The organism is Caldovatus sediminis, assembly GCF_014644455.1.
GTDB lineage: Bacteria > Pseudomonadota > Alphaproteobacteria > Acetobacterales > Acetobacteraceae > Caldovatus > Caldovatus sediminis.
The window spans coordinates 76,782-91,001 of sequence record NZ_BMKS01000008.1; the positions used below are offsets into that span (position 1 = coordinate 76,782).

Annotated in this window: 16 protein-coding genes; 3 read left to right on the forward strand and 13 right to left on the reverse strand. The window is 76.2% G+C overall.

The features are described from left to right. Positions 1–35: 35 nt before the first annotated feature. The 5 genes from IEX99_RS13840 to hisI all read right to left on the reverse strand — a co-directional run bounded on the left by IEX99_RS13840 (position 36) and on the right by hisI (position 3,845). Entirely contained in the window at positions 36–689 is a 654-nt protein-coding gene (locus tag IEX99_RS13840) for a class II aldolase/adducin family protein (RefSeq protein ID WP_188901251.1), read from the reverse strand. Continuing rightward, entirely contained in the window at positions 686–1,843 is a 1,158-nt protein-coding gene (gene lpxB / locus IEX99_RS13845; RefSeq protein ID WP_188901253.1) for a lipid-A-disaccharide synthase, read from the reverse strand. The genes IEX99_RS13840 and lpxB overlap by 4 nt, the downstream gene beginning before the upstream one ends. Then, positions 1,840–2,733 (reverse strand): carbon-nitrogen hydrolase family protein, encoded by an 894-nt coding sequence (locus IEX99_RS13850; RefSeq protein ID WP_229678025.1) that lies wholly within the window; start codon positions 2,731–2,733, stop codon positions 1,840–1,842. Before IEX99_RS13850 ends, lpxB begins: the two co-directional genes overlap by 4 nt. After that, complete coding sequence (locus IEX99_RS22520; RefSeq protein WP_229678026.1) at positions 2,730–3,359, reverse strand: GNAT family N-acetyltransferase; 630 nt, start codon at positions 3,357–3,359, stop codon at positions 2,730–2,732. The genes IEX99_RS13850 and IEX99_RS22520 overlap by 4 nt, the downstream gene beginning before the upstream one ends. A 63-nt stretch (positions 3,360–3,422) precedes the next feature. Then, a complete protein-coding gene (gene hisI / locus IEX99_RS13855; protein ID WP_188901257.1) occupies positions 3,423–3,845 on the reverse strand; it encodes a phosphoribosyl-AMP cyclohydrolase in 423 nt (140 codons plus the stop codon). 51 nt (positions 3,846–3,896) lie between these two features. Here hisI and IEX99_RS13860 point away from each other — a divergent pair, with 51 nt between their 5' ends. After that, positions 3,897–4,412 carry a Fur family transcriptional regulator gene (locus IEX99_RS13860; RefSeq protein WP_188901259.1) on the forward strand — a complete coding sequence of 172 codons (516 nt, stop codon included), beginning with the start codon at positions 3,897–3,899 and terminating at the stop codon, positions 4,410–4,412. A 36-nt stretch (positions 4,413–4,448) separates the two neighbouring features. On the opposite strand, the gene IEX99_RS13865 is transcribed toward IEX99_RS13860, so the two are convergent. Genes IEX99_RS13865 through IEX99_RS13885 form a run of 5 tightly spaced genes read right to left on the reverse strand, consistent with a single transcriptional unit; the run spans position 4,449 to position 9,158 of the window. After that, positions 4,449–5,672 carry an MFS transporter gene (locus IEX99_RS13865; RefSeq protein WP_229678027.1) on the reverse strand — a complete coding sequence of 408 codons (1,224 nt, stop codon included), beginning with the start codon at positions 5,670–5,672 and terminating at the stop codon, positions 4,449–4,451. Next, positions 5,673–6,893 carry a cystathionine beta-lyase gene (gene metC, locus IEX99_RS13870; RefSeq protein ID WP_188901261.1) on the reverse strand — a complete coding sequence of 407 codons (1,221 nt, stop codon included), beginning with the start codon at positions 6,891–6,893 and terminating at the stop codon, positions 5,673–5,675. After that, complete coding sequence (locus IEX99_RS13875) at positions 6,893–7,741, reverse strand: sulfurtransferase (RefSeq protein WP_188901263.1); 849 nt, start codon at positions 7,739–7,741, stop codon at positions 6,893–6,895. Before IEX99_RS13875 ends, metC begins: the two co-directional genes overlap by 1 nt. A 5-nt stretch (positions 7,742–7,746) precedes the next feature. Then, positions 7,747–8,472 carry an alanyl-tRNA editing protein gene (locus tag IEX99_RS13880; RefSeq protein WP_188901435.1) on the reverse strand — a complete coding sequence of 242 codons (726 nt, stop codon included), beginning with the start codon at positions 8,470–8,472 and terminating at the stop codon, positions 7,747–7,749. Between the two features lie 2 nt (positions 8,473–8,474). Continuing rightward, entirely contained in the window at positions 8,475–9,158 is a 684-nt protein-coding gene (locus tag IEX99_RS13885) for an NUDIX domain-containing protein (RefSeq protein ID WP_188901265.1), read from the reverse strand. A gap of 37 nt (positions 9,159–9,195) precedes the next feature. On the opposite strand from IEX99_RS13885, the gene IEX99_RS13890 reads away from it, so the two are divergent. Next, positions 9,196–10,134 carry a DMT family transporter gene (locus IEX99_RS13890; RefSeq protein ID WP_188901267.1) on the forward strand — a complete coding sequence of 313 codons (939 nt, stop codon included), beginning with the start codon at positions 9,196–9,198 and terminating at the stop codon, positions 10,132–10,134. A gap of 597 nt (positions 10,135–10,731) precedes the next feature. Here IEX99_RS13890 and IEX99_RS13895 read toward each other — a convergent pair. Genes IEX99_RS13895 through parA form a run of 3 tightly spaced genes read right to left on the reverse strand, consistent with a single transcriptional unit; the run spans position 10,732 to position 12,285 of the window. Further along, a complete protein-coding gene (locus IEX99_RS13895; protein ID WP_188901269.1) occupies positions 10,732–11,175 on the reverse strand; it encodes a GNAT family N-acetyltransferase in 444 nt (147 codons plus the stop codon). After that, entirely contained in the window at positions 11,172–11,630 is a 459-nt protein-coding gene (locus IEX99_RS13900) for a CopD family protein (protein WP_229678029.1), read from the reverse strand. Before IEX99_RS13900 ends, IEX99_RS13895 begins: the two co-directional genes overlap by 4 nt. Before the next feature lie 7 nt (positions 11,631–11,637). Continuing rightward, complete coding sequence (gene parA / locus IEX99_RS13905) at positions 11,638–12,285, reverse strand: ParA family partition ATPase (RefSeq protein ID WP_188901273.1); 648 nt, start codon at positions 12,283–12,285, stop codon at positions 11,638–11,640. 481 nt (positions 12,286–12,766) lie between these two features. Here parA and IEX99_RS13910 point away from each other — a divergent pair, with 481 nt between their 5' ends. Continuing rightward, positions 12,767–14,215: an NAD(P)H-hydrate dehydratase gene (locus tag IEX99_RS13910; RefSeq protein WP_188901275.1), complete on the forward strand. Its 1,449-nt coding sequence runs from the start codon at positions 12,767–12,769 to the stop codon at positions 14,213–14,215. Positions 14,216–14,220: the final 5 nt, after the last annotated feature.

Here is a 14,220-nt window from a genome sequence, read left to right on the forward strand (position 1 = left end):
CGCTCCCGGCTGTTCCCGGCCGTCCGCGATCTGCGCTAGCCGAGCCGCTTGTAGGCCCCGAACTGCGCCCGCACCTCGGCCATCTCCGCCTCGCCGAGCAGCACCGGCGCGAGGCCCGAGGCGAGCAGCGCCAGGTACTGCCCCGCCAGGTTCTCGACCTCCAGCGCCAGCGCGTAGGCGGCGGCGAGGCTCGATCCCACCGCCACCACGCCGTGGTTGGCGAGCAGCGCGGCGCGCCGCCCCTCCAGCGCGCGCAGCGTCGCCTCCGCCAGCTCCGCCGTGCCGAAGGTGGCGTAGTCGCTGCACCGGATGTCGTCCCCCCCGGCCAGCGCCACCATGTAGTGGAAGGCCGGGATGCCGCGCCGGGCGCAGGAGAGCGCCGTGGCCTTCGGGCTGTGCGTGTGCACCACCGCCGCGACCTCCGGCCGGGCGCGGTAGATCGCCTGGTGCAGCCGCCACTCCGAGGAGGGCCGGCCGCCCGACCGCACCTGCCCGTCCGGCCCGAGCCACACCAGGTCGCCCGGCGTCATCGCCGCGTAGGGCAGGCCCGACGGCGTGATCAGCATCCCGTCGCCGGCCCGGCAGGACAGGTTGCCCGACTTCGAGGGCATCATGCCCGCCGCGTCGAGCGCCTGCGCGAGCCGGACCAGCTCCGCCCGCTTCGCCTCCGCCGCGCCCGGCCGCGTCATGCCTCCGCCTCCCGCCTCGCCAGCACCTCGAGCACCGCCTCCGCCGCCGCCTCGCTCGGCCGGCCCTGCGGCGGGCGCAGCCGCGCCAGCGCCGCGGCGAAGCCCGCGCGCTGCGCCGCCGCGGCCGCCGGGTCGCCGAGCAGCCGGACCAGGCTCTCCGCCAGCGCCGGCGGCGTGCATGCCTCCTGGAGGTGCTCCGGCACGACCGGCGCCTCGTCCAGCAGGTTCACCAGCGAGGCATAGGGCACCTGCACCAGCCGCCGCACGATCGCCGCCGTCACCGGGTTGACCCGGTAGGCGACGACATGCGGCACGCCCGCCACGGCCATCTCCAGCGAGGAGGTGCCGCTCTTGATCAGCCCCGCCTCGGCCGCCGCGAAGGCGTCGCGCCTGTCCTCCGGCGAGGCGACGAGGACCGGCGGCACCGGCCAGGACGCGGCCGCCGCGCGCACCGCGCCCTCGACGACGCCGGCGACCGGCACCACCGGCCGCAGCCCGGGCACGCGCGCCGCGGCCAGCCGCAGCGCCTCGCCGAACACCGGCAGCAGGCGGCTGACCTCCGTCCGCCGGCTGCCCGGCATCGCCACCACCACGCGCTCCCCGGGCGCGAGGCCGTGCCGGGCGCGGAAACGGGCGGCGTCGCCGCCATCGGCGCCGCTCTCCAGCACCGGATGGCCGACGAAGGTCACCGGGATTCCGGCGGCCTCGAAGAACGGCAGCTCGAAGGGCAGCAGCGCGAGGATGCGGTCCACCCGCTCGCGGATCTGCGCCACGCGCCCCGGACGCCAGGCCCAGACCTGCGGCGCGACGTAGTGCACCAGCGGGATGCCGAGCGGCTTCACCCGCCCGGCGAGGCGCATGGCGAATCCCGGCGAATCGATCGTCACCACCACCGCCGGCCGGCGCGCCGCGACCTCCGCCGCCGTCTCGCGCAGCCTCCGCGCGAGGCGGCGGAGGTTCGGCAGCACCTCCAGCAGCCCCATCAGCGCCAGCTCGCGCATCGGGAACAGCGAGGCGACGCCCTGCTCCGCCATCCGCTCGCCGCCGATGCCGGCGAAGGCGAGGTCGGGCCGCCGCGCCCGCAGCGCGGCGATCAGCCGCGCGCCGAGCGCATCGCCCGAGGCCTCGCCGGCGACGAGATAGACGAGCGTCACGCGAAGCGCGCGGGTCCGGGGGGCGGGAAGTGCTCGGTCGGCCAGTCGCGGTGGTTGCGCACCGCGCCGTGCTCCCGCACCTCCTCGATCCGCGCCGGGTCGAGGTCGCAGAACACCCAGCCAGGCATGTCGAGCGGCCCGCGCGCCAGCACCCCGTCCTCCGGGAAGCCCCGGTCCACCGGTCCGAACACCGCCGCGAAGCCGCGGTTGCGGTCGAGCGCGGCCGACCACGGCGCCTTGCCCACGGTGGGCGCGATCGCGACGTAGCACTGGTTCTCCAGCGCGCGGGCCTGCGCCGCGAAGCGCACGCGGTTGAAGCCGTGCATGGTGTCGGTGCAGGAAGGGGCGAGGATCAGCCAGGCGCCGGCCACGACCTGGGTGCGGACGTGCTTCGGGAACTCCGCGTCGTAGCAGATCGAGACGCCGATCCGGCCCCAGGGCGTGTCGAACACGGAGGGATAATCGCCGCTGGAGACGCCCCAGCGCTCGGACTCGAAGCGCGTCATCGCGCGCTTCTCCTGGTGCGCGAGCAGGCCCTCCGGCGTGACCAGCGGCGCGCGGTTGACCACGCGGCCGGAGGCGCCGTCGCGCATCGGCAGGGACCCCGGCAGCAGCCACACGGCGTGGCGGCGCGCCGCCTCGCGCATCGCGGCGAGGATCTCCTCCGCCGCCCCGACCATCGCCGCGAGCTCGGCCGCCTCGTCGGGGATGTCCCGGCCGGAGAGGGCGGCGCCCAGCTCGACGCACGCGTATTCCGGCAGCACCAGCAGCTCGCCCCCCGCGGCGCGCCCCTCGGCCAGCCAGCGGTCGAGCTTCGCCGCCCAGGCGGCCACGCTCGCCGGCCGCTCCACCGGGTATTGCAGCAGGCCGAGGCGGAGCGCGCGGTTCACGGCAGGGGCACCCCCTCGGCGAGCGGCTTGATCCAGAAGGAGAGCTCGTGCGGCGTCTCCTCCGCCTGGCCGATCTCGCGCCAGGAGAAGACGCAGCGCAGGTCGGGATAGGGCGTGTAGCCCCGCCGGCGCCAGAACCCGTCGAGCGGCACGTAGTCCGCGGGCCGGCGCGGATCGTCCGGATCGCGCCGCACCGCGCAGAAGGCGGCGTAGTCGAGGCCGAGCGTGCCGCGCGCATGGGCCTCGCGCTCCTGGAAGAACCGCACGCCGGCGCCGCGCCCGCGCCATTCCGGCAGCAGCACGGATTCGCCGAAGTAGCAGAAGCGCCGCGGATCGAGCCCCCGTCCCGCGATCGCCTCGCGCACCGGCGCCGCGGCCTCCGTCATCGGCTGGCAGGTGGCGGCGCCGACGACCCGCTCGCCCGGCGCGATCGCGACGACCAGCGCCGCGCCGGGGCTCTCGGCGTAGGTGGCGAGGTAGCGGCGCTCGTACGCCTCGTCGCCCTCGTAGAGGTAGGGCCATTCGCGGAACACCGCGATGCGCAGCCGCGCCACCTGGTCGAGCCAGGGGGCAAGCGCCGCGCCGCGCAGGAGCTCGAAACGGAGCGGGGCAGGGGGGGCGGCCATGCGCCTATGGATAGGCCTGCGCGGGCGCGGGCGAAAGGTCCGCGCCCCGGCGGCGATCGCGCGTCACCGGCCCCCGTAGAGCGCCTGCGGATCAACCAGCGGCTCCGCGATCGGGCGCACCTCCCCCTCGCGCAGCGCCCAGGAGAAGCAGCTCCGCCGCCCCGTGTGGCAGGCGACGCCGGCCTGGTCCACCAGCGCGAGCAGCGCGTCGCCGTCGCAGTCGAGCCGCAGGTCCACCAGGCGCTGCACCTGCCCGCTCGTCTCGCCCTTGCGCCACAGCGCGTCGCGCGAGCGCGAGTAGTAGGTCACGCGGCCCGTCGCCAGCGTCTCGGCGAGGGCGGCGCGGTTCATCCAGGCCAGCATCAGCACCTCGCCCGTGTCGTGCTGCTGCGCCACGACGGGGACGAGGCCGCGGGAGTCGAACCGCACGGCGTCCAGCAGCCGGGCGCGGGCGGTCGGATCGGGAACGGGCGTGACGTCGCTCATGCCCCTATATACTGCTTCCGGGCGGATCATCGCAGGGAAGGACCCGGCGGGATGGACAGGGGCGGCAGCGGCGGCGGCCGGGGCGGACCGGCGACGGCGGCGATGGAGGCGGCGCTCGACCACGCCGCCGCGGCCTGCGCGCGCCGCGGCGCCCAGCTCACCGAGCTCCGCCGCCAGGTGCTGCGGCTGGTGCTGGAGGCCGGGCAGCCGATCGGCGCCTACGCGCTGCTCGACCGGCTGAGGGCGGAGCGCCGCGGCGCGGCCCCGCCGACCGTCTACCGCGCGCTCGACTTCCTGCTGGAGCAGGGCCTGATCCACAAGGTCGAGCGGCTCAACGCCTTCGTCGGCTGCAGCGGGATCGAGGATCATCCCCCCGACTGCGCCTGCGAGGGCGCCCACGACCACCCCCACCAGTTCCTGATCTGCCGGAGCTGCGGCGCCACCCTGGAGCTGACCGACGCGGCCGTCGCCCGCGCCGTGGCGGCGGCCGCGTCCCGCGCCGGCTTCACCGCCCAGCGCGCCACCGTCGAAATCGAGGGGCGCTGCGCCCACTGCGCCGGCGCCTGAGCGGGGGGCGGCTTCCGGTGGCCGCCCGGCCCGCGCTCACCCCGGCGCGGTCCGCGGCGCCCCGGGCCATCGGGGCAGGGCGCCGACGAGCTGCGCGGTCCCCGCCACGATCCCCATGCCGACGCCGAGCTTCCACGCCAGGTCGTAGGACCCGAGCGCGTCGAACAGCAGCCCGCCGCCATAGGCGCCGAGGAAGCTGCCGAGCTGGTGGCTGGTGAAGGCGATGCCCTGGATCATCGCCTGCCAGCGCAGCCCGAACATCTCCACCACCGCCCCCGCGATCAGCGGCGCGACGCCGAGCCAGAGGAACCCCATCACCGCCGCGAACACCAGCGTGGATTCCGGCGTCGGCGGCACGGCGAAGTACCAGGCGAGCACCACCGAGCGCGCGAGGTAGAGCCCGCCGAGCAGCGCCGCCTTCGACCAGCGCCCGCCCGCCCAGCCGAAGAACAGGCTGCCGAGGACGTTGAAGCCGCCGATCACGGCGAGCGCCTTCGCCCCCAGCATCGGGTCCATGCCGCAGAGCACGAGGTAGGAGGGCAGGTGGGTGGTCAGGAAGACGAGCTGCAGCCCGCAGATGAAGTAGGACCCCGCCATCACCAGGAAGGGCCCGTGGCGCATGGCGAGGCGGAAGGCGTCGGCGGCGCTGCCGGCCTCGCCCGCCGTCCGCTGCACCGGCACCGCGTCCACCCGCCCGGCGACCCAGGCCGCGGGCAGCATGAGCAGCGCCAGCACGGCGAAGCCGAGCACGCCGGCCCGCCAGCCGAAGGCGCCGGACAGCATCTGCCCGACCGGCGCCGAGAACAGCGCCCCGAGCGAGCCGGCCGCCGAGACGACGCCGAGCACCGTGCTGCGCACCGCCGTCGGCACCGAGCGCGCCGCGACGGCCATGCCCATGGCCGAGGCGGTGCAGGCGAGCGCCGCGCCGACCAGCACGCCCGCCCCGATCATCACCCCCGTCGCCCCGCCCGCGTTCGCCAGCACGAGGAGGCCGGCGACGTAGAACGCGCCCCCCGCCGCCAGCACCGGGCGGAAGCCCAGGCGCTGGGCGAAGGCGCCGGCGACCGGCTGGGCGAAGCCCCAGATCAGGTTCTGCACCGCGATCGCCAGCGTGAACTCGCTGACCGCGATGCCGAGGTCGCGCACCGCGGGCGGCATGAACAGGCCGAGGCTCTGCCGCAGCCCCATGGCGACGCTCAGCATCACCGCCACGCCGGCCAGGATCGGCCAGGCGCTGGCGGGGAGGGCGGCGCGGCGCATTCAGCGCGACTCCAGCCGCGCCAGTCCCTGCGCCAGGTCCGCGATCAGGTCGGCCGGGTCCTCCAGGCCGATGTGGAAGCGCACCGCATAGCCGCCGAGGTCGGGGCTGGTCGCGGTGCGGGTGATGAAGCCGGTGGTCGGCACCGCCAGGCTCTCGAACCCGCCCCAGCTCGCGCCGATGCCGAACAGGGCGAGGCCGTCCACCATCGCGAAGATGTCCGCCTCGCCGTAGCGCGGCTGGAACACGACGCCGAACAGGCTGCAGGCGCCGGTGAAGTCGCGCTTCCAGATCGCGTGGCCGGGGTCCTCCGGCAGGGCGGGGAAGAGCACGCGCAGCACCTGCGGCTGGCGCTGGAACCAGCGCGCCACCTCCAGCGCCGAGGCCTCCTGCTGCCTGAGCCGCACCGGCAGGGTGCGGGCGCCGCGCAGCGCCAGCCAGCAGTCGTCGGGGCTGGCGTAGTGGCCCATCTGCGCCGCCGCGCCGCGCACCGCGAGGTAGTCCGCCTCGTTCGCGACGGTAACGGCGCCGAGCAGCAGGTCCGAATGCCCGCCCACATACTTGGTCAGCGCCTGGATCGAGACGTCCACGCCGTGGCGGAAGGGCTGGAAGTGGTGGATGCCCCAGGTGTTGTCCATCAGCACCTTGGCGCCGCGGGCATGCGCGGCGCGGGCGATCGCCGGCACGTCCTGCATCTCGAAGGTGTGGCTGCCCGGGCTCTCGGTGTAGACGACCCTGGTGTTGGGACGGATCAGCGCGGCCATGCCGGCCTCGTCCACCCTCGGATCGTAGAAGGTCGTCTCGACGCCCCAGCCCCTCAGCAGCCCGTTGGCGAGGGCGCGCGCCGGGCCATAGACCGAATCCGGCATCAGGCAGTGGTCGCCCGCCCGGAGGTAGGCCATGAGCGGCACGGAGATCGCGGCGAGGCCGGTGCCGACGATGACGCAGCGGGTGCCGCCCTCGATCTCGGCGACCACGTCCTCGAGCGCGTAGTGGGTGGGGCCGCCGGCGGTGCCGTAGGTCATCACCCGGTTGAAGCGGTCCTTCTGGAAGGTCCGGCGCGACTCGCAGTTCGGGTGCAGCACGGTGGAGCCGCGGTGCACCGCCGGGTTGACGAAGCCGTGCACGCGCGTGCCGGCGCGGCCGGCGTGGGACATGCGGGTGGCGAAGCCGTGGCCGCCCTCGGCGGGCCGCCGGCCGGTCCGGGCGCTGTCGTCGGGCATCAGGGATTGGTCGCTTTCGGGGTCTCGGGGCGGCCGCCCCACTCGGTCCAGGAGCCGTCGTACACCGCGCCCTCCGGCAGCCCGGCCCGCACCAGGCCGAGCGTCAGGATGCAGGCGGTGACGCCGGAGCCGCAGGAGGTGATCACCGGCACCGTGCCGTCCACGCCCCGCGCCGCGAACAGCGCGCGCAGCGCCGCGGGCTCCTTCATCGTCTGGTCCGGGTTGAGCAGCTCCGTGTAGGGCAGGTTGCGCGCGCCCGGCATGTGGCCGGAGACGATGCCCGGCCGGATCTCCGGCGCCGTGCCGTCGAAGCGCCCCTTCGCCCGCGCGTCGAGGATCACCGCCGCGCCGCCGCCCTGGCGCACGACGCGCTTGACGTCGCCGATGCCGGCGAGCCGGTCGGCGCGGAAATCCGGCACGAAGGCCGCGGGCCGGGCGGGCGCGGGCTCGCCGCTCTCCAGCGGGCGGCCCTCGGCGCGCCACTTGGGCAGGCCGCCGTCGAGCACCGCGGCCTTCTCGTGCCCGAACAGGCGCATCAGCCACCAGCCGCGCGCCGCGCTCGCCAGGCCCTTCTGGTCGTAGAACACCACCCGCGAGGCGTTCGCGATCCCGGCCGCGCCGGCGAGCCGCGCGAAGCGCCCCGGCGTCGGGACCATGTGGGGCAGGTCGGTGTCGGGATCGGCGAACAGGTCGATGTCGAAGTAGCGCGCCCCCGGGACGTGCGCCCGGAGGAACTCCGCCTTCCCGTCGAGCGGCTCGTTCGGCAGGTATTTCGTGCAGTCGAAGACCAGCAGGTCGGGGCTGCCCAGCTCCGCCGCCAGCCACGCCGTCGAGACGAGATCCTCCATCGCCCTCACCCCTCCCCGGCCAGCACGACATAGACGCGGCGGTTCTGCCGGCCCTTGCTCTCCATCTTCGCCACCTCGACGCGCCCGATCTCGCCCGTCGAGCGCACATGCGTCCCGCCGCAGGGCTGGAGGTCCACCGGCGCCGCCTCCGGCCCGATGCGCACCAGCCGCACCCGCCCCGGGCCGCGCGGCGGCTTGACCGAGAGCGTGCGCACGAGGCCGGGACTGGCGTCGAGCTCCGCCTCCTCGATCCACCGCTCGCCCACCGGATGGTCGGCGGCGATCAGCGCGTTCAGCCGCTCGGTCAGCCACTCCTTCGCCGGCGGCTCCGGCAGGTCGAAGTCGAGCCGCGAGCGGTCCGGCCCGACCTGCCCGCCCGTGACCGCGGCGCCCGGGATCAGGCTGCACAGCAGGTGCAGCGCCGTGTGCATGCGCATCAGCCGGTGGCGGCGCGCCCAGTCGATCGCCGCCGCGACCTCGGCCCCCGCCGGCGGCAGGGCGGCGCCCGGCGCGGGGAGGTGCAGGATCGTGCCCTCCGGCCCCTTCACCGCGTTCGCCACCGCCATCTCGCCGCCGTCCCAGCGCAGCGTGCCGACATCGCCCGGCTGCCCGCCGCCCTGCGCGTAGAACACGGTGCGGTCGAGCACCACGCCCTCCGGCCCGGCGCTCAGCACCCGCGCCGTGCAGGCGCGCGCCCGCGGGTCGGCGCGGAAGATCGCCTCCGTCGGCATGGTCACGCCCCCTGCGCCGGTCCGGCCTCGCCGCCCGGCGGTGTCGCCCCGGCCCATTCCCGGCGCAGCCGGTCGCGGTTCGCGCGCAGCCAGAACAGCGCCAGGGCCGCGGTGGCGTTGTTGATGCGGTTGTCGTCCAGCATGGCGAAGGCCTCCCCGGCGCTCAGCACCTTGAGCCGGATGTCCTCGTGCTCGTGGTCCACGCCGTGATGCGCCACGATGCCGGGCGCGGGGAGCGGCATGCAGGCGCAGAAGCAGGTCATCGTCTCGTCGCAGCCGCCCTGGGTGAGGATCCAGCGCCCCATCCGCTCCAGCCGCTGCGGGGCGAGGCCCATCTCCTCCTCCGCCTCGCGCCGCGCCGCCGCCTCGGGCGTCTCGCCCGGGTCCACGAAGCCCGCCGCGCATTCCGTCACCAGGGGATCGAGGCCGGCGGCGAGCGCGGGAAGGCGGAACTGCTCGATCAGCGCCACGCGGTCGGCGTCCGGGTCGTAGGGCAGCACGGCGACCGCGGCGCCGCGCCGCCACAGCTCCCAGGTGCGCAGGCCGCTCTCCCGCCCGTCGAAGCGGCGGTGGTGGAAGCGCACGCGCTGCAGCGGGAAGCGTCCGTCCCAGACGATCTCGTCGGAGACGATGCGCAGTCCCGGGTAGGAAGGAAGGGGCGGGGCCTTCGGATGTCTGGCCTTCATGCGTTCCGGACCCTAGCCTCGCCCGGGCCGCCCGTCCATGTCCGCCGACCCGCCCCGCCCGCGCCCCGCGGGCTCCGCCGCCGATGCGCTCCGGCTGTCCCGTCGCCGGGCGATCTTGCTGGTGCTCGGCGCGGCGGCTGCCTTCTCCCTCGCCGCGGCCTGCGTGAAGGCGCTCGACGGCGCGGTGCCGCTGGCCGAAGTGGTCCTCTGGCGCAACCTCTTCGCCATCCCCGCCCTGCTGCCGCTGATGGTTCAGCACGGCGGCCTCGCCGCGCTGCGCACGGCGCGGCCGATGAGCCACGCCGCGCGCATCCTGTTCGGCCTGCTCGGCATGTTCGGCAGCTTCTATGGCTTGGCGCACCTGCCCTTCGCGGTGGTCTCGGCGCTCGGCTTCACCATGCCGCTGTTCCTCACCGTGCTCTCGGTGCCGCTGCTCGGCGAGCGGGTCGGCTGGCGGCGCAGCCTCGCCGTGGTCGTCGGTTTCCTCGGCGTGCTGCTGATCGTGCGTCCCGGCGAAGCGGGGGAGGGGGCCGGCGCGCTCGATCTCGTCGCGGCGGGCGCGGTGCTGCTCGGCGCGGTGGGCTGGGCGCTCGCCATGATCACCATCCGGCGCATGGGCGAGGCGGGCGAGGAGGCGGTGACGATCGTGCTGTGGTTCGCGATCGGCTCCTCGCTGGTCGCGGCGGTGGCGGCGATCCCGGTCTGGGTCTGGCCGACGCCCGGGCAATGGCTCCTGCTCGCCGGCGTCGGCCTGATCTCGGCGCTGGCGCAGGTGATGATGACCAACGCCTACCGCACCGGCGAGAGCACGCTGCTCGCGCCCTTCGAGTACTCCGCCATCGTCTGGACTGTCGGCATGGGCTTCGTTCTGTGGGGCGAGGTCCCGCACATCTCGGCCGCGGCGGGCATCGCCGTGCTGATCGGCTCCGGCCTCTACATCTGGCACCGGGAGGTGACGCTCGGCGTGAAGCGCTGAGCGGCCGCCGCGCAACCCGCGCAACGTGCCGCGAAGCGATCCGAAACGGCAGCACGCGCCGTTACCACGACGCACGCGCATGATCCGCGCCATCCGGTCCGCCACCCCAGGGGGGCGGCGCAGAGCGGGGAGGAACCGGGAGCATGGCCTGCCGCCAGGGATCGAGCGGCGGCGACGGCTACCGCCACGCCACCCTCTCGGGTGCAATCTCCGCCATCTCGGCGCCGGCAACGGCACGCTTTGCGGTGGGGCAGCGCCGACACGCTGACCGGCCGCGCCGGGTCCGATGCGACCTACGGCGCAGACACCAGCGCCGACTTCCGCCGAGGCCAGGGCGACAAGACCGATCTCTCCGTGCGCGGCGCCAACGGCCTCATGGCCGGGGACGACGCCTTCGCCCTCCTCGGGGCGAAGCGCTTCAGGGGGAAGGCAGGGGCAGATCATCTGCAGCGAGGCCGACGCGGTCGCGCTGATCCAGATGGGCGTGAACGCCGACGCCGTGGCGGACAGGGGATCCTGCTCGGGAGCGCGATGAACCTGAGCGCCTCCCGCTTCCTCCTCTGAATCCCCCGGGGCGCGGGCGGGGCCAGCCCGCCGCTACAGCGCCTTGCGGAACCAGATGCGGGCATGGCCGGCCGGCATGCCCTCCAGCCGGCCGAACTCGGCGTAGCCGCAGCGCTCCCAGAAGCCCGGGGCCTGGAAGCTGAAGGTGTCGGTGTAGGCGTTGGTGCAGCCGCGCCCGCGCGCGATCGCCTCGGCGCGGCGCAGCAGCTCGGCGCCGATCCCCCGGCCGCGCAGTTCGCGCGAGAGCCAGAGCCAGTCGATGAACAGCCAGCCCCAGAAGGTCAGGCCGAGCAGCCCGCCGACCGTCCGGTGCTCGGCGTCGCGCACCAGCAGCGTCACCGGCTCGCGGTCGTAGGGGCCGCCCATCTCCTGGTTGAAGGCGTGCAGCCCGCGCTGGATCGCCGCGACGTCCTCGAACTCCGGCGCGGCGTCCTCGATGATCTCGATGCCGTCGGGCAGGTCGCGATGCGCGCTCATCCGCCGAACCGCCCCCACGCCGCCACCGCCACCGTCACGAGCCCGAGCGCCAGGTTCAGCGCCACGAGCCGGCGGATGCGCCCCGCGGCGGCGCCGGCCTCCGCCGCCCCACCCGCCGCCAGGGCCGCGCGCATCTCCCGCCACGGCCCGAAGGCGATCGCCAGATAGACCGCGCCCATCGCCAGGCCCGTCAGGTGCATCACGTGCACGTGCCAGCCCGCGCCACGGAACCCGCCGTACCAGACGAACAGCAGCGCCCAGCCGGTGAGCAGCACCGCCGGCATGGCGTGCCAGACGACCAGGAAGAAACGCCGGAACACGCCGGAGAGCAGCGCCAGGCGCTGCGGCGGCTCGAGCGCCCCGAGCGAGGGCGCCAGGGCGAGGACCGCGAAGGCCATGCCGCCGACCCAGAGCACCGCGCCCAGCACGTGCAGCGCGTAGAGCAGGTTTCCCACCTCTCCCTCAGCCTCCCTTGAGAGCGGCGATCGCCGTCGCCAGCCGGCGCGCCTCCTCGGCGGCGGTGCTGCGCGGCGCCGCCTCGACCACGCCGAGCCCCTGGGCGAAGGCGCTGGCATAGGCGCTGCGGTTGCCGAGCGCCTCGTCCAGCAGCGGCAGCCGGCGGCGGCCGATCTCCTCGACGATCCGCGGCGCCAGATTGCCCGTCGCCGGCACGCGGTTGAGCAGCAGCCGCGCCGGCCGCCGCTCGCCCGCGGCCAGCGCGAGGGTCGCGTCCGTCGCCCAGAGATCGGCCGGCGAGGGCTGCAGCGGGACCAGCACCAGGTCGGCGTTGCGGATGGCGAGCCGCGCGTCCGTGTCGTCGTGCGGCGGCGTGTCGAGCAGCACGAAGTCCAGGCCGCCGCCTCGCCGCAGCCGCTCCAGCGCGCCGCCGATCCGCCAGCCGGACGGCGCGTCGAAGGCGAGCGGCGCCTGCGCGGCGCGCCCGCCCCGCGCCTGCCGCTCGGCATGCCAGCGCGCGAGCGACCTTTGCGGATCGGTGTCGAGCAGCGCCACCCGCGCGCCGCGGGCCGCAAGCGCGGTCGCGAGCGTGGCGGCGACGGTGGATTTCCCCGCCCCGCCCTTGCGCTGCGCCACTGCCACCACGAAGGCCATGCCGAATCCCGCCCTGCCCGGATGCCGGCGTCCTATAGCAGTGCCGGAGGCCGCGAGGGCAGCCGCCCGCGGCGCGCGCCTGGCACGCCCGCGGTGCGCGGCCCCTGCCCGGTGCGAGGCCGCGCCGTTCCGCGATCGCCCTGGCCGCACCGGCGGGGGCCGCGCCGCCGCCAGCCGGCGCGGCGCCGTCCGCCGCGTCGCGCCGCCCGGCCCGGGCCGCGGGCGGCGATTCGCCGGCCCCCGCAGGCCGCCCGCCGGCCACCGCCGGGCGCGGAATCCTCGGCCGACGACGCGCGACCGAGACCCGCGCCCGCCGCCCCGGCCTCCCCGGGCCGGCGCATCGGCGCGCCCCGGCTCATCCTGGTAGAGTGGGCCGATGGACCGTTCCAGCCTCCCGGCCTCGCCATCCCCCGGGCGCGCGAAGAGGAAGCCTCGCGAAGCTTCGGCAGCGCCGCCGCCGGAGCTCCTGACGCCGGAGGAGATGGGCCGCGCCGATTCGCTGGCGATCGGCGGCGGCATCCCCGGCATCGCGCTGATGGAGGCGGCGGGGCGGGCGGTGGCCCGCGCGGCCCTGCGCCGCTTCCGCCCCTGCCGGACCCTGGTGCTCGCCGGGCCCGGGAACAATGGCGGCGACGGCTACGTCGCCGCGCGCCTGCTGGAGCAGGCCGGCTGGCCGGTCGCGGTCGCCGCGCTCGCTCCGCCGCGCCCCGGCTCCGACGCGGCGCTCGCGGCCGCGCGCTGGCGCGGGCCGATGGTCCCGTTCGGGCCGGACCCGGTCGCGCGCGCCGGGCTGGTGGTGGATGCCGTCTTCGGCGCCGGGCTTGCCCGGCCGGTGGACGGGATCGCCGCGGCGGCGCTCGACGCCTGCGCCGGCCGCCCGGTGCTGGCGGTGGACGTGCCCTCCGGCGTGGACGGCGCGACCGGGCAGGTCCGCGGCGTCGCGCCGCAGGCCGCGCTCACCGTCACCTTCTTCCGGCTCAAGCCCGGGCACCTCCTGCTGCCCGGGCGCACGCTCTGCGGCGAGACGCTGCTCGCCGACATCGGCCTGCCCGCCTCGGTGCTCGTCGCCGTCGCGCCGCGCACCTTCGCCAACGGCCCCGGCGCGCTGTGGCGGCTGCCGGAGCACGGGCCGGCGGCGCACAAATACGCCCGCGGCCACCTCACCGTCCTGGGCGGGGCGGCGATGACCGGCGCCGCGCGGCTCGTCGCCGGCGCGGCGCGGCGGGCGGGCGCGGGGCTGGTGACCATCGCCGCGCCGGATGCCGCCTCCGCGGCCGTCTACCGCTGCGGCGACCCGGGCACGATCGTCACCGAGGAGCCGCTCGCCTCGCTGCTCGCCGACCCCCGCCGCCGGGTCTGGGTCCTCGGCCCGGGCCTCGCGCCGGAGCCCGCCACCCGTGCCGCGCTGCGCCGCATCGTCGAGGCCGGCGGGCGCCAGGCCGTCGCCGACGCGGGCGCCGTCACCGCCTGCGCCGGCGCGCCCGAGGCGCTGCGCGGCGCCGCGGTCCTCACGCCGCACGAGGGCGAGTTCGCGCGCGTCTTCGGCCCCGTCGCCGGCGACCGGCCCGGCGCCGCCCGGCGCGCCGCGGCCCTGACGGGTGCGGTGGTGCTGCTCAAGGGCCCGGACACGGTCATCGCCGCGCCGGACGGGCGGGCTGCGATCAATGCCAACGCCCCGCCCTCGCTCGCCACGGCCGGCAGCGGCGACGTGCTCGCGGGCATCATCGGCGCCCTGCTCGCCCGGGGCATGGCCCCGTTCGAGGCGGCCTGCGCCGGGGCCTGGCTGCACGGCGCCGCGGCCGGCGCCGCTGCGTTGCAACAACCGCAGGGCCTGATCGCGGAAGACCTCATCAACTTCCTGCCGGCTGCGCTCTCCGAGGCCTGCGGCGCCTGTCCTTCACGCCCCGTTGCGCTAGGTTACACTCGGTGAGGACG